Source organism: Streptococcus sp. HN38, assembly GCF_028335765.1.
Classification (GTDB): Bacteria; Bacillota; Bacilli; order Lactobacillales; family Streptococcaceae; genus Streptococcus; species Streptococcus suis_P.
The window spans coordinates 874683-895255 of the sequence record NZ_CP116604.1 but is presented as its reverse complement, the minus strand read 5'-3'; the positions used below and the strand labels follow the sequence as shown (position 1 = coordinate 895255).

21 protein-coding genes are annotated in these 20573 nt (G+C 38.3%); all 21 read right to left on the bottom strand.

All coding sequences use genetic code 11. The features are described from left to right. Positions 1-98 precede the first annotated feature (98 nt). The 21 genes from PHA78_RS04460 to PHA78_RS04360 all read right to left on the bottom strand — a co-directional run bounded on the left by PHA78_RS04460 (position 99) and on the right by PHA78_RS04360 (position 20551). Positions 99-1595, bottom strand: coding sequence for a hypothetical protein (locus PHA78_RS04460; RefSeq protein ID WP_272158488.1), 1497 nt, complete (start codon positions 1593-1595; stop codon positions 99-101). Continuing rightward, on the bottom strand, positions 1592-2623 hold the full coding sequence (locus PHA78_RS04455; RefSeq protein ID WP_272158487.1) for a glycosyltransferase family 2 protein: 1032 nt from the start codon (positions 2621-2623) through the stop codon (positions 1592-1594). The genes PHA78_RS04460 and PHA78_RS04455 overlap by 4 nt, the downstream gene beginning before the upstream one ends. Positions 2624-2625: 2 nt before the next feature. Continuing rightward, positions 2626-3627, bottom strand: a complete 1002-nt coding sequence (locus PHA78_RS04450; protein ID WP_272158486.1) for a glycosyltransferase family 2 protein — start codon at positions 3625-3627, stop codon at positions 2626-2628. Positions 3628-3629: 2 nt separating this feature from the next. Next, a complete protein-coding gene (locus PHA78_RS04445) occupies positions 3630-4628 on the bottom strand; it encodes a glycosyltransferase family 2 protein (protein ID WP_105097178.1) in 999 nt (332 codons plus the stop codon). Further along, positions 4625-5647 carry a glycosyltransferase family 2 protein gene (locus tag PHA78_RS04440; protein WP_105128045.1) on the bottom strand — a complete coding sequence of 341 codons (1023 nt, stop codon included), beginning with the start codon at positions 5645-5647 and terminating at the stop codon, positions 4625-4627. The genes PHA78_RS04445 and PHA78_RS04440 overlap by 4 nt, the downstream gene beginning before the upstream one ends. Further along, positions 5644-6648, bottom strand: a complete 1005-nt coding sequence (locus PHA78_RS04435) for a glycosyltransferase family 2 protein (RefSeq protein ID WP_272158485.1) — start codon at positions 6646-6648, stop codon at positions 5644-5646. Before PHA78_RS04435 ends, PHA78_RS04440 begins: the two co-directional genes overlap by 4 nt. Continuing rightward, positions 6638-7639, bottom strand: coding sequence for a capsular polysaccharide synthesis protein (locus tag PHA78_RS04430; protein ID WP_099808967.1), 1002 nt, complete (start codon positions 7637-7639; stop codon positions 6638-6640). Before PHA78_RS04430 ends, PHA78_RS04435 begins: the two co-directional genes overlap by 11 nt. A gap of 19 nt (positions 7640-7658) precedes the next feature. Next, positions 7659-8480: a glycosyltransferase gene (locus PHA78_RS04425; protein ID WP_099808966.1), complete on the bottom strand. Its 822-nt coding sequence runs from the start codon at positions 8478-8480 to the stop codon at positions 7659-7661. 187 nt (positions 8481-8667) lie between these two features. Next, positions 8668-8817, bottom strand: a complete 150-nt coding sequence (locus PHA78_RS04420) for a hypothetical protein (RefSeq protein WP_222353241.1) — start codon at positions 8815-8817, stop codon at positions 8668-8670. A gap of 117 nt (positions 8818-8934) precedes the next feature. After that, positions 8935-9483 carry a sugar transferase gene (locus tag PHA78_RS04415; RefSeq protein WP_202105780.1) on the bottom strand — a complete coding sequence of 183 codons (549 nt, stop codon included), beginning with the start codon at positions 9481-9483 and terminating at the stop codon, positions 8935-8937. Positions 9484-9563: 80 nt separating this feature from the next. After that, positions 9564-10619 (bottom strand): NAD-dependent epimerase/dehydratase family protein, encoded by a 1056-nt coding sequence (locus PHA78_RS04410; RefSeq protein WP_272158484.1) that lies wholly within the window; start codon positions 10617-10619, stop codon positions 9564-9566. A 20-nt stretch (positions 10620-10639) separates the two neighbouring features. Next, positions 10640-12142, bottom strand: a complete 1503-nt coding sequence (locus PHA78_RS04405; protein ID WP_272158483.1) for a lipopolysaccharide biosynthesis protein — start codon at positions 12140-12142, stop codon at positions 10640-10642. After that, complete coding sequence (locus PHA78_RS04400) at positions 12142-12801, bottom strand: DUF1919 domain-containing protein (RefSeq protein WP_002940770.1); 660 nt, start codon at positions 12799-12801, stop codon at positions 12142-12144. The genes PHA78_RS04405 and PHA78_RS04400 overlap by 1 nt, the downstream gene beginning before the upstream one ends. After that, complete coding sequence (locus PHA78_RS04395) at positions 12794-13846, bottom strand: glycosyltransferase family 4 protein (protein ID WP_222336760.1); 1053 nt, start codon at positions 13844-13846, stop codon at positions 12794-12796. The genes PHA78_RS04400 and PHA78_RS04395 overlap by 8 nt, the downstream gene beginning before the upstream one ends. A 91-nt stretch (positions 13847-13937) precedes the next feature. Further along, positions 13938-14903, bottom strand: coding sequence for a glycosyltransferase family 8 protein (locus tag PHA78_RS04390; RefSeq protein WP_222366038.1), 966 nt, complete (start codon positions 14901-14903; stop codon positions 13938-13940). Then, complete coding sequence (locus PHA78_RS04385; RefSeq protein WP_272158482.1) at positions 14900-16015, bottom strand: glycosyltransferase; 1116 nt, start codon at positions 16013-16015, stop codon at positions 14900-14902. Before PHA78_RS04385 ends, PHA78_RS04390 begins: the two co-directional genes overlap by 4 nt. A gap of 8 nt (positions 16016-16023) precedes the next feature. Continuing rightward, entirely contained in the window at positions 16024-17094 is a 1071-nt protein-coding gene (locus PHA78_RS04380) for an EpsG family protein (protein ID WP_272158481.1), read from the bottom strand. A 1-nt stretch (position 17095) separates the two neighbouring features. Then, entirely contained in the window at positions 17096-17902 is an 807-nt protein-coding gene (locus PHA78_RS04375) for a glycosyltransferase family 2 protein (RefSeq protein WP_029176778.1), read from the bottom strand. A 19-nt stretch (positions 17903-17921) separates the two neighbouring features. Continuing rightward, positions 17922-19031, bottom strand: a complete 1110-nt coding sequence (locus PHA78_RS04370; protein ID WP_272158480.1) for a glycosyltransferase family 4 protein — start codon at positions 19029-19031, stop codon at positions 17922-17924. 35 nt (positions 19032-19066) lie between these two features. Beyond that, the gene (locus PHA78_RS04365) at positions 19067-19789 is read right to left on the bottom strand and encodes a CpsD/CapB family tyrosine-protein kinase (protein WP_002940792.1); all 723 of its coding nucleotides are present in this window, start codon (positions 19787-19789) and stop codon (positions 19067-19069) included. 24 nt (positions 19790-19813) lie between these two features. Further along, positions 19814-20551: a YveK family protein gene (locus tag PHA78_RS04360; RefSeq protein WP_272158479.1), complete on the bottom strand. Its 738-nt coding sequence runs from the start codon at positions 20549-20551 to the stop codon at positions 19814-19816. Positions 20552-20573: the final 22 nt, after the last annotated feature.

Genomic DNA, 20573 nt, shown 5'->3' with positions numbered 1-20573 from the left:
ATGATTGATAAAATCTATTATACTATTTGTGACGAAAACAATCAAATCGTGAATTTGTTGCGATATTTATTTAAAAAATGTTTCATTTAAGAACACTGTTACCCGAATACTCTTGCTACAAGTTTTTTCGTCAGTTGTCGAAATTCCTGACTCAAGACCCAGTTACAGACAAATAAGAGTACGGATACATAGACAAGTGCCGCAAGCCCTGGAAGGATAAAATCGAGATAGCTCGTGACCTGAAATGGATATAGAAATTGAAAAGACAAGCCTACCACCACGATAAACAAAGCACCGCCAACACTCATCAGAGAAGATTTTTTTCCATCTATATAGAGTATCTCTCGGCTCAGATAGTGATTATTGTAAAACAGGCGGTATAAATTGGCAACGACTGCTGCTACCGCCAAGCCCACCAGACCAACGGATAAAAACAAAACAAGAGACAAGACGATGAGCACTATAGACTCAAAAATAAAACTCTTTCGATTCCTTTCCCAATGCCCTGCCGCCTTAAAAGCGTAGGAAGACATCGTCCGTGCATTTTGTAAAAAGTCAGCCACAAGGTAAACATAGGCAAAGAGAGGTTGTACATAGTCTGCTCCTGAAAATTTTCTCGCATAGTGAGATAAAAATGCCATGAAGAGACAGGCCGCCACTGTATAGATATAGACAAACCAATTATGCCAGAGATAGACCTGATGCTGGTAACTCTTCCGAGTTTCCTCGATTGACTTCGTGGCTAACTGATGCCCCAAAACAAAGTCCAGATTATTAAAAGCCGTGATTGCTAGACTGCTAAACATGGAGACAAATCTCGTATAGAGCGTAAAAACGGACACCAGTGCTAGCCCATTGAAATACGAAATAATAAAAATAGCACTGGAGTTTCGAGTGGTATAAAGGATATGGTCAATGACCGCCAGAGGGTTATTTTTCAAAGGGATAACTTCTGTCGATTCATTCTTGAGAAAAGGATAGTGTCGCTTCACATACAGCCAAATTAGGATAGGAGTTAACAAGCCAAGTCCAGCCATCAAGCTCTTATAGCCAAGATAGGAAATTCCTGCTGTTACAGCCACAATCACAGAAAGCTGCGTCACGACCCGTATCCCAATACCTATGCTCATCGAGACATAAGACTTCCCATCTGCCCGAAGCAACATCCGATGCTTGCGGCGAAACATATACTCTACAAACGTACCGAATGCTGAAATAAGGGTCAATACAAGTATGGTCCAGCGGTCAAACGGCATCTGGATAATAAAGGGCAAACCAATCCCAACCAAAAGAGCATACAGTACAAACATCAACCCCTGCCGCCTGAAAAACTGCTCCGCAGAACTCAAAATCGTATTGACTTTCTTATAGTCCTTATCCGCCAAAGGTTTGTAAAGCTGAGCCTGAACAATGGTCGGAACGCTAGAGTCAAAGGCAGCAAAATAACCCAGATAGGCAGACAAGGTAACCCCCAAGCCTCTCAAATCTGATCCAAAATGACTGATAATCAACCCCGGAGCAATTAAGCCAAATACAATCCCAACCAGTTGAGAAAGATAGGAGGTTAAAACCGTTCTAAAAATCTTTTTTTTCATCTTTGTTTTCTCAACTTCCATATCTTTCTAGCATACCAATGATACCCTATCGCAAGATGATAGTGGTGTTTGGCAACGAGCTTCACCAGCTTTTTATAGCGGTGAAAAATAGGCATCGTATCAAGATAGTCAACACTCTCTTGAAAGTAAGGAGATTGACCTAATTGTTTTAAAAATAGATATTTTTCAGTGTAACTTCCACTGCTTCGTAAGCCTTTTTTCAGCAACTTCACCTGATTGCGAAGGGCGACTTCTCGCAGAGATTGTTGATAAATATTTCTCTCTTCCAAAGGATAAGCCTGTAACCGCTCAAAAAGAAGAGCATTGAGATAGCTCCTAATCTGGTAACGCTTGGCTAGCGTAAGTGACATAAACTTGCTCTCCTCGTATATCCGATGAAAATAAAGATTTTCCCCAAGATAATAGGGCGACTGACATTTTTCAAAGAGGACAATCGTAGGCAAGACATCTCCAAATATAGTTGGATTATGCTCGCCACATTCCTCTACTGTAGGAGCTAACTCACGTTTAAAAGCCTTGTACCACATGGCAGACCCATACTGACTGTAATACCATGAGAGCAAGTCTTTTTTAGCAATCCTCTCAGACGACGTAAAAGGAAAGTCCTTACAGGCCAGCTCAAAATCTGCCTGCTCTGAAAAATTATATAACACCATATCGGCATGGGTCTCTACTACTAAGTTATGAATCTGCTCCAGACAGTCCTTGCGAAGGAGGTCATCATGGTCAAGACTGACGATATAGCGACCTCTTGAAGCTTGATAACCTGTCAAACGAGATGCCAGCTCCCCTTTATTGAACGCATGAGAAAGGATACGCAAGGGCTGATCCAACTTATCCTGATACTCTTGACTGATAGCAACCGTCCTATCTGTCGAACAATCATCCACCAAAACAATCTCAAAATCTTGAAAAGTCTGATAACGACAGGATTCTAGAGCCTGTTCCAGATAATCTTCGCCATTGTAAACAGGAATATTGATCGAAAAAAAAGGTCTGTGACTCATTTTCAAAATAACCTTCTCCACATTCTTGATAGGTAGGTAGTGAGATACGCTACTGACGCTAAAATAGGGTAACAATGAACCGTAAACCAGCGACGTTGCTGAGGAGTGACTGCATCAAACTCCAGATAAGCCAAGCTCTGCTGAAAGACAGCAGAGGAACGCACATGCCTTAATCGTTTCAAAAAATCAAGATAATTCTTCGCCGCTGAAAGATAGAGAGCGGAAAACCAGCTCACTCGACGAACCATGCTGGACTTTACAACATCACCAAGTTTTTTATACTTTTCTTGAAAATAAAGCTCTAGTTCCACTTTTGAGTCAAAAAAATATGTGTCCAGTGTATTACTCAAACTATTTGGAACCTGTCGATAAAAATAATAGGCTTCGTCAATAGAAAGTGGTTTCTGAGCATGCTCCATCACATAAGCAGAAACAACGGCATCCGTACCTGTTCGAAAGTCAGGCAAGTCCTTGTAAAAATCAGTAGGTGGGCAAAGCGAACGGTGAAAGACTTTAGTCCACAGTGTCATCAGATTCCCTTTACTAAAAAAAGCTTCTAACACTTGCTTAGGGTCTAAAATCTCATCTGTTGGAAAGAGACAAGGTCTTTTTTTCCTTGAAAAATCAGCTTTGATTGAATAATTTGTCAACACTAGATCCGTACCCGTCTTCTGTATCCGCTGAAAGACCCCCTCAAGATAGTCACTTCTCATCTTATCGTCAGCGTCAATACAGAGGATGTAGTTTCCTCTAGCTCTTTCCATTCCTATGGCACGTGCAACTAACGACCCCTGATGAGGACTTTGAATCAAGATTATCTGCTTCTCATACCGCTTCTGAAAATCCGTGACAATCGCCATACTACCATCATCTGACCCATCATCGACCGCTATCAATTCAAAGTCTTGGTTGGTCTGCCCAAATACAGCCTCCAAAGCCTCTACCAGATAGGGCTCGGCATTGTAAATCGGCATGACAATCGAAAAAAAAGGTCTGTGACTCATTTTCAAAATAACCTTCTCCAAATTTTTAATAGATAGGGAACAACATATGCTAACGGGTCTAGGATGGGATAGCGATGAACGGTAAACCAGCGGCGTTGGTAGCGAGTGACTTCGTCAAAATTCAGATAGACCAAGCTTTGCTGAAAGACAGCAGAGGAGCGCACATGCCTTAATCGTTTCAAAAAATCAAGATAATTCTTCGCCGCTCGAAGGTAGAGAGTGGAAAACCAACTCACACGACGAACCATACTGACTTTTACAACATCGCCAAGTTCCTTGTACTTTTCTTGAAAATAAAGCTCTAGTACCACTTTTGAATCAAAAAAAATTGCGTCCAGAGTGTTACTCAAACTATTTGGAACCTTACGATAAAAATAATAGGCTTCATCAATAGAAAGTGGTCTCTGAGCATGCTCAATCACATAAGCAGAAACAACGGCATCCGTACCCGTTCGAAAGTCAGGCAAGTCCTTGTAAAAACCAGCAGGTGGACAAAGGGAACGGTGAAAGACTTTGCTCCACAATGTCCTCAGATGCCCTCTTCTAAAAAAAGTATCCAACACTTCTTGCGAATCTAGTAGCTCATCCGTTGGAAAGAGGCAGGGACGTTCTTTGTTGGAAAAATCAGCATAGATAGAATAATTAGTCAATACCAAATCAGCACCAGTCTTTTGTATCCGATGGAAGACCCCCTCAAGATAGTCACGTCTCATCTTATCATCTGCATCAATGCAGAGAATATAGTCACCTTTAGCCTTTTCCATTCCTATGGCACGTGCAACTAACGACCCCTGATGAGGACTTTGAATCAAGGTCAGTTGCTTCTCATATCGCTTCTGAAACGCTTTGATAATCGCCACACTGCTATCATGTGAGCCATCATCAACCGCTATCAATTCAAAGTCTTGGAGGGTCTGTCCAAAAACAGCATCCAAAGCCTCTACCAGATAGGATTCAGCATTGTAGATTGGCATGATAATCGAAAAAAACGGTTTATTCATCTAGCCTCCCTTTGCAGATACCATTTTCTGATGCGTCCCAATGGAAAATACAACAATAACATTGGGTGTGTAAAACGGTGCTCAACAAGATACAAGAATACCTTATCACTAAAACGCAATTTTGCGGAACTCCCAACTGCTATCGCTCTCTTGAAAAACAAAGATTCCTTGATATGCTGAGCATTTTTTAATATATCACTTAAAGGGCTTGAAAGCAGTAATCGTTTTCCTGACCAAGAAACACGTCTCATCAAACGTTCCGCCATCTCCACTGGCAAATCGGTCGCGTATTTTTCATAAAAATGCCAATCTGAAAAGGCCACTGAGTCAAAATGTTTTACCGTGTAAGAGTTGCTGAGGCTACTTGGCACAAATCGATAATAATAGAGTGCCTCATCAAGAACAACAACATGATGGATGTTTGAAAAAATGGCTTCAATGGTCACTAAGTCAGAACCACATACTAATCGCTGAAAAGACTCAAAAAAGTGGTCATCTGGTAAAAAACGTGACTGAAAGACCGTACACCACAAGGTCATCAGCACACGATTTGCCAGTATCATCTCTTTCACAACCTCTGGCCCAGTCATCTGACGATGAACATAAGGAGTGTAATCAACATGCTTCTGTGAAAAATCTATCCGACGAGAAGAGTTAATCACCACAGCCTCTGCCTGCGTCTCATCAATCGTTTGCCTAACCATTTCTAAATAATCCGCTCTCAAGACATCATCCGCATCCATGCACAGGCAATATTGACCTCGCACCTCTGCCATACCTGTCGCACGGGTCAGAAGTAAGCCCTTATTTTCAGGATGAGAGTAGAGACGGACTTTGTCCTGATGTAAAGCTACAAACTCCTGACAAATCATCTCGGACTGGTCAGTCGAGGCATCATTGACCAAGATCAGCTCAAAATCCTGATAGGTCTGATGTAATACAGACTCAATCGCTTCTGTTACATAAACCTCGGCATTATAAACTGGCATGACAATCGAGAAAAAGGGATTGGTCTTCATAATAGCCTCCTTAAACGCTTACTATACCAATTGATAGCCAGAAGAATATGTAGGATCCGGTATTTCAAGAGTAATAGAAATAAGCGGTCATACTGTGACAACATGTCTTTCTTCATTTCTATTACCTTCCTAAAAACGAGAGACTGACGAATCACCCTTGCTCTATCACACACTTCCTTTACCGAATGGCTTTTGAATAACACTTTTTTGCTATACCAGATAAATCGCCTTAGCAAATAAGCATCCATTTTTTCTGGAAATTTCTTGTAATAGATATGATACAAATACAAATCTGTCTGGGCATACACTTCAAAATCAGTTAAATTGAAGCTATGGCTCAAACTTGTTTCTACCTGACGGTAATAATAGAGAGCTTCATCTAAAACAATCGCTCTTTCTACCCTTGCCAAAATATGATGCAAGGTTATCCGATCCACACTCCGAACAAAGTACCCAAATTGTTGGTTAAAAGCTTCATCGGGTATAAAAGAAGCCTTAAACACCAGTTGCCATACAGTTGTCAGCTGAGTCTTCGCCAGAAGTAGTTCTTCAATGACTTCCAAGCCCGTCATTTGACGATTCAGAAAACGACTAAAATCTCTTCGCTTGATAGAAAAATCTGCCTCCATCGAAAAATTGATCACCACAGCTTCTGCCTGCGTCTCATCAATTGTTTGCTTGACAAGCTCTAGATAGTCCACACGCAAGACATCATCCGCATCCAGACACAGGCAATACTGACCTCGCACTTCTGCCATGCCTGTCGCACGTGTCAAAAGCAAGCCCTTGTTTTCTTTGTGAGAGTAGAGGCGGACTTTTCTTTGATGTAAAGCTACAAACCCCTGACAAATCGTCTCGGACTGGTCAGTTGATGCATCATTGACCAAAATCAACTCAAAATCCTGATATGTCTGACTTAATACAGACTCAATCGCTTCCGTTAGATAGACCTCGGCATTATAGACTGGCATGACAATTGAGAAAAAAGGGTTAATCTTCATTGTTCTCCTTAGAATTTGGAAAAAATGGACGGTAAATCACATCCGCATAACTTCCATCGAGAATGGATTTACGATAAAATTTCCAAGAAAATTTCACTATTGGACTTGTCTCTAGCACTTCTTGCCATCGCTTCTCATCAAATGGTTCATTAAAATGAACAGACACGAAATCTCTATATTCTATCCCAGAAACAATAGGCAGGGAATCAATCACCTCTCGAAACTCAGGATGAAGCCGGTAATGAATATCTTGGAATAAATCAATCGTGTAGTTGATGGGATTATCTACCCGACTAAAATAATAAAGCAAACAATCACGAATATAGCGTACATGAGGATTTCCCTTCTTTGCAGAAAAACAAAACGAAGTCCACCGCCCTTGCTCTATCCAATATAGATAATAGTTTCTGACACTTTCAATCTGATGTCGAAAGGTAAAAAAATCATTTGCAAACAAATGACTGTCTAATTGGTCAGTGACATAAAGGGTCGCATCCATCCAAACACCTCCATGCTGGGCAAGCAGAGCATAGCGAACATAGTTTGAAAAAGGGGTAAACGCCATCTTTTTTCGTGCCAGCTTATCCAACAAAACCTCTGGAATCGCTATATAATCAGCCAGATTATCCTTTGTCAAGAAGATGTGCTGGTAACCATTTTTCTGTGCAAAGCGTTTTTGACTCTCAATCGCATGGCGACAGACTGCGGGAAGCTCCGACTCACCCTGCCACCACAAGGTCCAGATGATTGGTGTTAGGGAGTCAGCTGTATTGTCATTCTCTAAATAAGCAGAAAACGGAGACAAGTGACGAGTAACTGTCTTTTCATAAAAACGTGAATGAACTCGCCACTTTAGACGCGAAAGCTGCATTCCCAAAAAGGAAGATGGCTTTATGGTCTCTTCAGCCCCAAACTTTGTCAGAACTTTAAACAAAGCCATACTCGGCGACTGTCTGAATACAGTCATAAATTTACCGACATTCCTTATCATCTAGCGACAAACTCCTTTTCTATCTTCGTAGCATATACTTATAAAACGCCCTTTGTGCACGTAAAGGAAGAATCCCCATCATCAAGTGAAGAAGATTTACCGATAGGAAATCCCAAGCTGTCATCTCCTGCCGTCGATAGGAAGCATACCGCAACCGTATCAGTTGCAAGAGACTCGTCCAAGATTTCCGCCTTTTCAAGGTATCGCGGTTAAAGCGGAAGTCAAGCAAAATCTCAGGGATATTGGCCGCACGATAGCCATGATGAAGCATCCGCAACCACAAATCCCAATCTTGATTGTAGCGAATGGTAGGATTATATCCACCAACTGCATCAACCGCCGATTTGCGAAACATGACACTTGAGTGATTAAATGGATTTCTTCGTTTCGAAAAATTCACAATCGCCTCGTGATTCAAGGGAACTTTTCGGATACTCAGTGATTCGCTAGTCGTTTCTTCAAATTCTGATACATAACTTCCTACAAGCGAAAGCGTCGGGTCACTCTCAAAACAGCTCACTTGCTTTTCGCACCGCTCCTGCCGTGAGACGTCATCCGCATCCATACGAGCAATCAAGTCTGTCTTAGCAACTGATAAACCAGCCATCAGAGCCGTAGCCAGTCCCGAATGTTTCTCTAAAGCCACTTCAACAATAGGAATTATTGCATTTTTTTTGTAATCATCGATAACATCTTGTAAACTAGCTGGAACAGGTCCATCTTTTACAATGATACATTCCTCTGCTGGGTAGGATTGTGAAAGCATACTTTCTATTGCCTCACGAAAATGGTCAGGATTGTCTTCCCGCCAAACCGCTAATAAAATCGAATACGGCTCCATGTTCCTCCTTAAACTATTTTTAGAACCTGCATTTACAGTTCAGCACTTCTATCTAAAACTCCTTTTTCAGCTACTCATTGTTCGTTTTTTTTTTAAATACAGCCAGTATTTCCTCAAAAAACTGCTTTGATTAGCAAAAAATTTTCTTACATAAAAGCACGACACTTGTGAATACAGGTTCTTCTTTTTATAGATTATATTGTATCTTCAAATCATCATCAGTATAATAATTTCCTGATTGAACATCTGAAACTCTTTGGCGAATTTCTTCTTTTAATTGCATAAACAAGCGTTCTTTTTCATCAGAAGGTAAATCACTAGTTTTTGTCACAGTCATTTGTTTTATATCCCTTTCACAAAAGTATAGCTATTTGGAAAGATACGTTTTTTCAATGTTGTACTAACTTATTTATTTTACATTAAAACAAGATGAATAGCAAATTTCCTTCATTCGCTATCTTTTACGTTTATTTCGTCCTCTAAAAGGAAGCAGACTTGATATCAATACAAACGGTGTTATCAGCAAGCAGTACAGGTCAAGGGAGAGACTTGCTTCAGATAGGTATTGTCTGTCCCACTCAACCTTACTTTTCACCTTGTGGACTTGTAAACCTTTCACTTGGGCTAGTCCTGTTAAACCAGGTTTTAAACGATTGACACCATATCTATCTCGAGCATCAATCAAAGCCGTTTCACTCCACAAGGCTGGTCTCGGTCCAACCAGAGACATATCACCTTTTAAGATATTCCACAGCTGAGGAAGTTCGTCTAACTTTGACTTTCTCAGCCATTTTCCCACAGGAGTTACCAGACCTTTCCTAGGTTTTACCTGATAGGTCGGAACATCGCTAGGTACTGTAGCATACATGGTACGGAATTTATAAATGGTAAATGGCATCTTATCTTTTCCAATACGCGTTTGAGTAAACACTACAGGGAATCCTGTATCACAAGCGATAAGCACCGCTACCAAAAGAAAAATAGGAGAAAAGAGTAAGAGCATGAACACAGCTCCAACAATGTCTATCAATCGTTTGAATACTTTATAAAACAGATGCTTTCTCCTTTCTCACATTCATCTAATTACAGATAATATTCCTTATACCACTGGGCAAATCGCCGCAAGCCATCACGCAAGGACGTTGTTGGCTTGAATCCAAAGTCTTTTTCTAATGCACTCGTATCGGCATAGGTCACTGGAACATCGCCAGGCTGCATGGGAACAAGTTTCTTATGCACTTCAAAATCATAGTCACCAGATAAAACACCAGCTGCTACTAGCTCTTCCTGTAAAATTGTCACAAAATCTAAAAGGTTCTCGGGGTGACTATTTCCAATATTGTATAGGACATATGGTGGAATCGGCAAACCATCTTCACCGATTTCTAACTTTGGAGCCTTCTCCATGACCAGACAAATCCCTTGTACAATATCATCAATATAAGTAAAATCACGCTTGCAGTGACCATAGTTAAAAATTTCTATCGTCTCTCCCTTTAGCAATTTATTGGTAAATCCAAAGTAAGCCATATCTGGACGACCAGCAGGACCGTAAACTGTAAAGAAACGCAAACCAGTCGTTGGGATTTGATAGAGTTTACTGTAGGCATGAGCAAATAATTCATTGGACTTTTTAGTCGCAGCATAGAGCGAGACTGGATGATCTACCTGATCATCTACCGAAAATGGCACTTTCTCATTTCCACCATAGACAGACGATGACGAGGCATACACCAAATGCTCAACGGGATACTGGCGACAAGCCTCTAAGATGTTTTGAAAACCAATCACATTACTCTCAATATAGACATCTGGGTTCGTAATCGAATAGCGAACACCTGCTTGTGCTGCAAGGTTCACCACAATATCAGGTCTAAAGTCAGCAAAGACTTGAGTAACCAAGTCTTTATCAGCAATATTTCCTTTGATAAAGCGATAACTGGCTTTAGAGTTTGCAGCCTCTTTTTCCAATTCAGCCAATCGCCATTCTTTCAAAGACACATCATAATAATCATTTAAAGAATCCAGACCAATAATCTGCATCGCTTGATTGACTTTCAATAACTTCTGAACAAGATGGCTACCGATAAACCCAGCAGAACCAGTGATTAGGATGGTTTTGTTTGTAAAATAATTCATTTCTTCTCCTATTCAAGTCACTAACGACTAATCAAACTTAAACATCGTTTAAAAAATGAACGATCAAGTAAGGCAATCACCATAATTATCAACATTAAAGAAATTACCCCTGTTACAGCACATAACAAGAATAACTGCCCCCAGCCATTTATTACAAATTTTGTCATCAATGCATTTCCAATAATAACAGGAATAAAAAATTCTAGAACAGCAATTATACCAGTTTTTAAAGAGTGGACAGGTGAACGATGCAGTACATGACGATTAACATATTTAATAAAGGTGCTGTAACGATATAAACTTGAACAAAGCGTTGCAAATAATACACCATAAATTCCATAATCTTTTACTAAAAGTAATGACAAAGAAAGATTCAAAAGGGATTCAATAATAGCAAAATTTTGTGTTTCCTTAAAAGCACCAACAGCCATCACCACTGTCAAAAGCGGTGTTCGAAGATTAGTCACAAGTGCATTGGCTAAGAATAGAACCATTATCCAGAAATTTACATAATTAATTCCATCAACCTCCCCTATATAGTGCCTAACAAAAGGAAGCAGAGCGAACCCACAAATTCCAAGAACAAGAGCAATAAGCATATAGTAAATTTTCTCAAAAAAGCGATACTCCTCAGCAAATACTTCTCTACCACTTGATACATAAAGATGACCTAGATTAGCTGTAATGGAATTGGTAAAACTTTGAGTGAAAAATCCATTGATATTTGAAATAACCAAATTATAGATAGAGTAAACACTGACGATACTGTATCCTTTTGCAATGGATAAAACAATTCCATCTGTATTATTCACTACCAAATTTGTAATTTGGTGAATAAAAACATTCCATCTATTAGCAGTCACTTGAAAATCAGGTTTAGTAGTTTTATTCAGAAAACGATAGTGTCTTCTAACATAAATAACAATCAATAATAGCTTCAATAAATAGACAACTGCTGGGACCAACTGCACCCATAAAATATCAACTTTTTGAAGCATTAATACAATACGAAGACCACCTTGACTAAGTACAGCAATAATATTGATGAGATTTAAAATGTACAACCTTTTATCTGCCTGAAGCAATATACGATACTTACTACCTAAAAAATATTCTAAGAGTTGTGCTATACCTGAAGCAATAATTATTGCAAAAACAAATTGATAGTTCCAACTACTTTTTACAATTAATGGATAAATCAAAGCAAGAGCAATAAGCAAGGCTGAAAAAGTTACACCAATTCGAACATAAAAATGACCAATTGCATTTAAGCCTGCATTTATTGCTCTTTCATCTTTTGACACGAGTGGCTTATACAAACCTTGAATAGATGAGGAAGCTATGCCTGCTTCTACTAACATCAAATAGGTTATTAGATTGGTAATCGTTGTAATAAAACCATGCATCTGTGGACCGTAAGTAGAGATCAATAGTTTAGGTACAATAAATGCTATGAGAATTGTTACAATCTGCAAAACAATAGCTGCTAATAAGTTTAAAACGATATTTCTTTTTTCACGCATTATTTTCGATAGTTGTCCTCTCCATTTAGAAACGCAACGTAATCAATGTATTTCTGATAAAAACGTTCTCCCGATGGAGAAGAGAAATTCAATAATCTAGCATCTGTTTTCTCTTCATATTCGTTGCAAATTACAGCGGATGCTCCTGAGAAGCTAGCGTTTTTTTGACTCACGAACAATATTTTATTTTGAAAAGGCAATTCTTCAAAATCTACAATGTCTTGCTCATCCAATCCCTCATCGCAACAAATCACAAAAATATTTTTCCAATTAATCCTTTCTTTTCGCCGCTTCCAAGCTTCCTCTGCCTCATGGTTGCTTTTATAATGAACAAAAGAAATTAGAATGTCATTCCCAAGCAAAGCCTCTGGATAAGTCTTTTGGGAGTCAACAAATGTTAAAGGCTGCTCCAAATAATGCTGAATATTTTTAAGAAATGTTATAAAATCCTTTGGACGCATCATTAAATTCACAGTAGGAGAAAGAAATTGTTCCCCTAAATCATGATACATGACGCTACCGATACAGTTCTGTGAAAAGATGGTAAACTGCTTATTTTTTAATAAAGAACGTTCATGACGATTCCTCCAGTATCGCCTTGCAACTCTGCCTAATTTATCACTTAACACTGCGTAACTTTTACTTATTATCTCATTCATAGATTTCCTCAAATAATGTTAACCATTGCTTAACTACTGTATCATCTGAAAATAATGGTAAATCTAGTTCTGATTTATCAGAAAAAGATTGACGCACATCTGGATTTTCAATTAAAAAGCGAATTTTTTCAGCCATTTTTTTCTTTTGATAGGGCTCCACCAGATAGCCATTAATGCCATCTCTAAGAATCTCATCTGGTCCCGTCTCAATATCGAAACTCACTATTGGTAACCTCTGTGATTTTGCTTCTAACAGAACCATCGGCAAACCTTCATATAGAGATGGTAAAACATATAAGGCTGATTCTCTCATTATCTCTATCAAATGATTTGTACGCCCACAAAATTCCACTTGATTTTCAACACCGTATTCACGGACCTTTTCCATTAAGTATTCTAAATATTCATCTGTTCCCGAACCATATATTTTCCAAGTCCAATCAGGGTGATTTTTTAGAGCTATAGAGGCAACTTCAGGAATACTATCAAAATTCTTTATAGGTCGAAGATGACCAGCACTGACAATCGTTTTAGAGGCGATATTGTAGTTTCCTTCACTCTGTTTACTAAACATATTATAAATCTGTTTCAATCGCCTTTTAAAGAAAAACTTCCGCTGAAAAGTTTGAAAGTCTCTTTTAGTCAATACGACATAGGCATCTGATAACAATAGTTCTATCGCTCTAACGATTTGAATGTAGGATACTCCTTGATTTTGATAATAATTGGCATGTTCCCACACAATATATTTTTTCCTACACAAAAGTGTTGGTAGAAAGGATACCATGCCTGACAAAGCCTCCATTGTCACCACAATATCTGGAGAGAGTTTTTTTAATAGTTTGAAATATTCAAGATTCATTCGTAGAATATTATCACTCTTAAGATGATAATAAGCAACGTCCTCCCTTAAAAGTGCTGGTGGCTCTGAAAATCCTGTGCTGATAATCGTAATCTTGTGACTATCTGCGAGCTTATTAACAAGATTGAAGCACGCACTATCAACTCCACCACCTGATATTTGTCCATAAAAAACTATATTCATCTAATCACACCATCTTTAAAAATATTTGTTTAACTAGTGATAGGAGATATAGAATATCAAGAATTAGAAAATCCTAATATTTGCAAACCACCTATTTAGAAAAAAGCTTGATGAATAGAGTTGGAAAATGATTATATAAGAAACTCAAAAGTCGTTGTTTAAATCCTCTAGTATCCTTATCCAAATTACGTAATGGATAATTAGTCAGATTTCTATATTCAAGATACCTAGTTGCAAGGGGGTGACCACAATGCTCTACCCAAGGCCTCGTCATCATATTTGGAGTATAGTGAATAAATGTTGGATTATTTCGTGCCTCAGCCAAAGTAGAATCATCATAGTAAGGCATCACGTGATATAGTTTTTCTATTTGCTCGCGTGTCAATTGAAATATACTTGAAAAAGCATTGTACTTTGGAGAAATAGCTTTTATCAAATTTTGTTTTCCCAATACACCATTTATGGTTCCCTGATCCATGGCATCCACTTCCCCATTATGTTGGTGGATAAACTCTCGGCATTGCTCCACAAAGTGAATTTTTCGACAATAATCTAAGTTCCAAAGAATCATACCCGCATTGATATAAATATCATCTGGTTTTAAACCTACATTTTTTCGCCTTTCGACTGGATTCGTATCTCTAACCCCAGCTATTGCATAACCTGTTAAATCAATTTCATACAACTCTGCTAAATCTGAATTTACAACCGCATCAACATCAAGATAAAGAGCTCTATCACTCTCTAATAAATCAGGAATAAAAATTCTTGCATAAGTTGAGAGACTCCTGTCTCCAACTAGCCTCCCCCCCCCGATTAATTTCTGAATTTTCTCATTATTTATGGAGAAGTAATTAATCTGGAAGGCAGAATATGGAAGCAATAATTGTTTCAAGGACTGGAGCTCCGCCTGAGTCAGATTATTTCCAAATAAATGAACATTGATTACCTGATAACTTGTATTTGCTTTTCCGATAGAGATTAGCAGCGTCTCTGCGTGTGGTAAGTAATTTTTATCACTAGCAATGACAATATCAATCGTTTTTTTTGAAATCATAGTTCCTGTAACATCCTTTCAATCGCTAATACTTGATTCGCTTGATTAAAATTTTGTCCTCGTATTTCTGCCATCTTTCTGTAGTTTGCTAACTTATGAGGATTTTCCAGTAACTCTTTTAATCCTTTGTATAATGCTGTTTCTGAGTTTTCAACAATCATTCCATATTCATTCTGTTCACCCAATAATTCAGCCATTCCTGAGCAATCTGTTGTCAGAACTGGTGTTCCCACAATTAACGACTCTGTTACTGCGGTGCTATATCCTTCATGAAGCGAGGAGCAGACAAATAGGTTTGCATTTTTGACATAAGCATAGGGATTTTCTTTATATCCAAGTAAATGAACAATTGAATCAACTTCTTCTGCTTCTATCAACCGTTGCAACTCAGAATGTAGTTCACCAGTCCCTAACAGAGACAATTCTATAGAATAGCCTTCTTTTGCCAATCGTGAGACAATACGAATTAATCGTTCAAACCCCTTTTGTGGCACCAAACGTCCAACAGAAATAAGCTGTAAGTTCTGAGGATTGGATGACTTATCCGCGTCTACTTGCTCCAAAGATAGCCTTCTAATTTTATCCGTCTCAATCACATTGTATAGAACTTGAGGATGACGAACAAGCCTAGGGAAAAGTGACTCGTATGATGTCTTTACCGTCTCTGCAACAAAAATAGTTGCATCATACTTTTGTTGAAGTCTTCTGAACTCTCTTTCCGAACGGTAACATGATAATAGTTCTTGCTTATCATGGAATTCATTATGAATCCACTGAACAAACTTGGTGGATTGCTTATTTCCACCTGCGATAATGCGAGTTGTTGGACTTTGAAAGAAGGAAACAACAATATCATAATCACCTTTCACCATTTTTTTATAAAGATATTCTGGTGAAGCCAATTGCAATAACAACCTATTTCCTCTAAATACTCTCGGAAACACAAACTTATAGTTGACTCTCTCATTCAGAAACTGTTTGTTGACTCCAACATCAAACAACGTTAGCACTGTAATATCATATTTCTTGTTTAAATTATTGACCAGGTTAACCAAGACCTTTTCAGCTCCCCCACCGCTTAACGAAGGAACCATAAATAATATTTTCTTCATTTTCCCCCTCATTCCCATACAAATTTAAACTGATATGGAAGTAAATTACCTTGTTTTAAAATATATACTGTCACAATAAAAATAAGAATGAACCAAGCATATCCTAAAAAATGAACAACTTTTTTACTAGTCGGTACAAAGTATTGCTCTATTTCTGGAAACAGCAATACCCTGCCAGGAAGTGAAAAGTAAAAAGCCAAACGTTTAATATAGGGGCTGAAGAAACCAGTCAAACCAATTAGTACAACCATCAGCATCGTTTGATAGAGTAAAAGAACATGCTCACTTTTACGACGTTTATACAAGACAGCAGATACATAAGCTAATTCAATAACGTATAAAATAAAGTCTCTATTCCCCCCACTCGTTTCTGGAGAAGCGTAACTTCCATAATCATCTGACGCTTCAATGAATGATATGACCTGTCCTCTAAAAAATACCATAACAGAGAAAGCTGTCGCCCAAAAGATGACAAGTGGAATATTAGACAAAACTTTTCTTTCTCGAAAATTCCACAAGGGGAGGATAGCTAGGGCAATGAGTGCTGTACTATGAAAGCCCATTGCAATTAATACCGTCAAAATATAACGTAGCAAGTGTCCTCTCTCGATAAACTTGAATCCCCAAAAGACAATGGACACTGCTAGCATTTGTCTTAAAATATTAAATGATGTCGTAAAAAAGAGTAGCAAAAAGATTGTCATTGCATAGTGCATTGGAATCTGTTTATAATCTTTTTTCAGCGTAGCATATACAGGAAGAAGAGTTAGCACACCAAAAATTCCTTGGGTTAAGAACATACCACCATAGCTATATGTTACTTTAGATAATATAGCAAACAGTATTTCCTTACGCCCAGGTGAAAAAATTTCTGACCATGGCATTTCAGCATTGCGCTCAAAGATTTGTTGATAGGTAACAGAGTCAGTTCCCACCATGTAGCGTCCACCTGAAAAAATAAAAATAATGACAAAGGCAAAAACAGTACAAATGACTCTAAGTAGTTTGTCTCTAGTAGGTACAGCTAATAAAATTGTAACAATACCATACGTGATAAAGTAGGGAAGTAACTCTAGCATCTTATTTCCTATCTCTTCGTGTTTGATGGTAGAACATTCTGATACGGTTTGGTATAGCTGCGCTCAATAGAGGTTTGAAAGCTATAGGATACTTATAAAATGGAATAGCAATCATGCGGTAACCATTGAGTGTGGTTAAAAAATACATCCATGCATTTCTCCATGAAATCTTTTTAAAATCATCTAAACTTTGATGATACACCAACAAAGGAAGCTGTAAGTTATAACCTTTATACCCTTTCGCATAAAAACGAAACCATAAATCCAAGTCTTGTCCTCTTTGAGTTCGCCAAGAAACTGTATAACCTTTCAAGGCATCATAGGCACTTTTTCGCATCATTATTGTAGGGTGCATAAATGGCGCACCATATAAAAGATCTGTAGACTCTGGGATTTCCTTGACTGTTTTGATAGACTGCTCGCCAGATCCATCATCAACATATGAACAACTGCCAACTAGCTGGTACTCCGGATGGTGCTTCAAAAACTCTACCTGAGTACGCAAGCGGTGAGGTAAAGCAATATCATCACCATCCATCCGAGCTATGTATTCTCCACTACTATACTTTAAACAGTGATTTAAAGAATAAGCCAGCTTCTCGTTTTTGGTGTTTTGAATAACTTTAATACGTGAATCTTTCTGAGCATATTTTTTAACAATAGAAAGTGTTTTATCCGTAGAACAGTCATCACAAATGATAAATTCCCAGTTGTGATAATCTTGATTTATGATAGAATCAATGCACGTCGAAATCGTCTCCTGAGCATTATAAACACCCATGATAATACTGACTAAACTATCTTCCACACTCTTCCTCCCAGTAACATTAATTGTATGTAGCTGCTATGTCTTTCTTTATGTTAGCTACAGCATGGTTCTGACTTTTCCGATAAGAATCAGCAGAATAGGACTGATACAATTCCTCATCATCTATCAATTGTTCTACCGCATCAGCAAATGCTTCTGCTGTTGCTTCTTTCAAAACAATGCCATTTTGCCCGGTTTCAACCAAATCACGATTGCCCCGACAATTTGAAACAACCAAGGGGAGACCCGTCGCCATTGCTTCGATTAAATTGACAGGTAGCCCCTCTCGCTTGGAACTAGATAAAGCAAGCTCTGAAATTTTCATTAAATCAGGAACATCGCTTCTGTAACCTAATAAGTGAACAAAGTCCCCCAACTGTTTTTCATCAACTTGCTGTTGGTAAGTATCTGCAAGGACACCATGACCAACCAACAAGAGTACTAGGTCTTGTCGCTTTTTAGAGAGTTGCTCCATCATCTCTATCAAGACGGTTTGATTCTTATTGGCATTGAGTTCTCCAACAAAAATCAAGTATTTTTTATTGGCATCAAATCCTAGTCTTCTTTTGAGTTCCCTCTTTTCTTCCTCGTTCACAGGTTGGAACTTTTCTGTATCAATCCCTACCCCATTGACCAAGTAAAGGTGCTTCATCTGAAAATTCTTTTTTGCAATCGCATAATCTTCGTGATTAATCGTTATCAAGGTATCCGTGTAGCGAGAAAGGATTTTTTCAATAGGATAATAGGTTAACCAATTAAATAATGGACCACCTTTTAAAAAGTGAAAACCATGAGCAGTGTAAAATACTCTAACGTTTGGAAGATTACGACAAGCCAAACGTACAATAGCAGATGCAATCGGGGTATGGGTATGAACAATATCATATCCCCCATTTTTAACGATATCTCTTAACTGACCAATAAGCTCTATATATGGATTTCGTAGGGGGCTACGGCTAAATGGTAACTCATAGGTTGCCCCTACCAAGCTCAATAAGTTATCCTCAAAAGGTCTTTCTAGTTTACAAGCCACATCAACCGTGTGCCCATCTTCAACCAATTGTTCAATATGGGGTATAAAAAAAGCATTCAGTGTATTTGAAATGGTTGTTACGTATAAAATTTTCATCTTTAAACTTCTAGGCATTCTTCTCTCCTAAATTTTCACTCTTTTTTGTAATAATAGTATTTATCGTCCTGGTCCATTGGCACATCGTTTAACACACAACCTAAAATACGCGCCTCGACATTTTCCAAAGCTGTCTTACTCCTTCTCACCTCATCTTTTTTCACATAGCCAGAGCGTACGACAAGGATAACTCCATCAACACGGCTCGCTATAATTTGAGGGTCTGTAACGCTATTAATCGGCGGAACATCATAAATGATATAATCAAAATGCTTTTCCAGTTCCCCCATAATTTTCTTCATATTCTGAGAGGCGAGCAACTCTGATGGATTTGGTGGCAACTCGCCCGCTGGCATAATAAAGAGCGAGATATCTTCCTTGAAATAAATAATATCTTTGGCTGGAAGTTTGGGGTTTAAGATTAAATCTGATATCCCAGGAAATCTTGACACCCTAAGTGTCTTATGAACAGTTGGTCTTCTTAAATCAGTGTCAACAAGCAAAACATTCTTTCCTGTTGCCGTTAAACTTACCGCCAAATTTGCCGCTACTGTTGACTTTCCCTCTCCAGGAATAGACGATGTCACCGCAATCGACTTCAATGAATCATTAACTTGTATGAACTCTAAATTAGTGCGCAACATTCGAATTCGTTCAGAATTTTGTGATTCTGGTTCTACATATGTATAAAGTGGTGCTCCTTTTTTTTGTTCAACAGCCAAACTCTGTCTATTTCTACGTTTCTTTTTAAACAACATTAGATTGCCTCCTTTCCAACTTATCTATCTACGTCTTGAACTCTGTTCTTGTAAGCGACTATTTTGCTGTTCTTTTGGGGACATTGTATATAGTTCCCCCAAAACAACTAGGTTCATACTTTCTAAAAATTCTGCATTAGTTACTGTATTATCTGCCAACATCATATAAAGTGCTTGTACAATGGCTGAAACTCCGCCAATCACGGCACCAATTAAGGCATATTTTTTTAAATTTGGTTCCGTTTTCCCCGCACTATAAGACGCTTTTGATAGAACAACCACCTTAGATACATTGTCCCCATAAATTGTCTGTAAGACCTGTGTAAACTTCTCTGTTATAATCGTTAGTATTCGTTGTGCCTCATCAGGGCTATTCCATTTTAATGATAGCGTGAAGGTTTGAGATTTCTCATCAGAATGGTTGAATGTTAAATTGCTTTTCAAACGACCTACTGTAACCTGGCCTCCAACTTCTTTGACCACTTCATCTAACACCGGTTCGCTCACTAAAATTTCTTTGTAAGTCGGTATCATCTCTAGGTTGGTTCTTGTTTCATTTTGGTAACTTTGTTGCTCAATGGTCTCATTACGCGTGACCAATAACTGAGTTGTAGAACTATATTTTGGAGCAACCATAAACATAGCATATCCAAACATGATAATAGCACCAATTAGTCCTAGAATAATTATTTTAAAAAGATTTGTCCGCAAAAATCGAACAACATTCATCAAATCTATTTGCTCATTTTTAATTTCTTCCATAACGAGAATACCAGTCCTTGTT

Coding starts and splice junctions, on each gene's coding strand:
- PHA78_RS04460 (WP_272158488.1), bottom strand. CDS start 1,595: ATGAAAAAAAAGATTTTTAGAACGGTTTTAACCTCCTATCTTTCTCAA.
- PHA78_RS04455 (WP_272158487.1), bottom strand. CDS start 2,623: ATGAGTCACAGACCTTTTTTTTCGATCAATATTCCTGTTTACAATGGC.
- PHA78_RS04450 (WP_272158486.1), bottom strand. CDS start 3,627: ATGAGTCACAGACCTTTTTTTTCGATTGTCATGCCGATTTACAATGCC.
- PHA78_RS04445 (WP_105097178.1), bottom strand. CDS start 4,628: ATGAATAAACCGTTTTTTTCGATTATCATGCCAATCTACAATGCTGAA.
- PHA78_RS04440 (WP_105128045.1), bottom strand. CDS start 5,647: ATGAAGACCAATCCCTTTTTCTCGATTGTCATGCCAGTTTATAATGCC.
- PHA78_RS04435 (WP_272158485.1), bottom strand. CDS start 6,648: ATGAAGATTAACCCTTTTTTCTCAATTGTCATGCCAGTCTATAATGCC.
- PHA78_RS04430 (WP_099808967.1), bottom strand. CDS start 7,639: ATGATAAGGAATGTCGGTAAATTTATGACTGTATTCAGACAGTCGCCG.
- PHA78_RS04425 (WP_099808966.1), bottom strand. CDS start 8,480: ATGGAGCCGTATTCGATTTTATTAGCGGTTTGGCGGGAAGACAATCCT.
- PHA78_RS04420 (WP_222353241.1), bottom strand. CDS start 8,817: ATGACTGTGACAAAAACTAGTGATTTACCTTCTGATGAAAAAGAACGC.
- PHA78_RS04415 (WP_202105780.1), bottom strand. CDS start 9,483: ATGCTCTTACTCTTTTCTCCTATTTTTCTTTTGGTAGCGGTGCTTATC.
- PHA78_RS04410 (WP_272158484.1), bottom strand. CDS start 10,619: ATGAATTATTTTACAAACAAAACCATCCTAATCACTGGTTCTGCTGGG.
- PHA78_RS04405 (WP_272158483.1), bottom strand. CDS start 12,142: ATGCGTGAAAAAAGAAATATCGTTTTAAACTTATTAGCAGCTATTGTT.
- PHA78_RS04400 (WP_002940770.1), bottom strand. CDS start 12,801: ATGAATGAGATAATAAGTAAAAGTTACGCAGTGTTAAGTGATAAATTA.
- PHA78_RS04395 (WP_222336760.1), bottom strand. CDS start 13,846: ATGAATATAGTTTTTTATGGACAAATATCAGGTGGTGGAGTTGATAGT.
- PHA78_RS04390 (WP_222366038.1), bottom strand. CDS start 14,903: ATGATTTCAAAAAAAACGATTGATATTGTCATTGCTAGTGATAAAAAT.
- PHA78_RS04385 (WP_272158482.1), bottom strand. CDS start 16,015: ATGAAGAAAATATTATTTATGGTTCCTTCGTTAAGCGGTGGGGGAGCT.
- PHA78_RS04380 (WP_272158481.1), bottom strand. CDS start 17,094: ATGCTAGAGTTACTTCCCTACTTTATCACGTATGGTATTGTTACAATT.
- PHA78_RS04370 (WP_272158480.1), bottom strand. CDS start 19,031: ATGAAAATTTTATACGTAACAACCATTTCAAATACACTGAATGCTTTT.
- PHA78_RS04365 (WP_002940792.1), bottom strand. CDS start 19,789: ATGTTGTTTAAAAAGAAACGTAGAAATAGACAGAGTTTGGCTGTTGAA.
- PHA78_RS04360 (WP_272158479.1), bottom strand. CDS start 20,551: ATGGAAGAAATTAAAAATGAGCAAATAGATTTGATGAATGTTGTTCGA.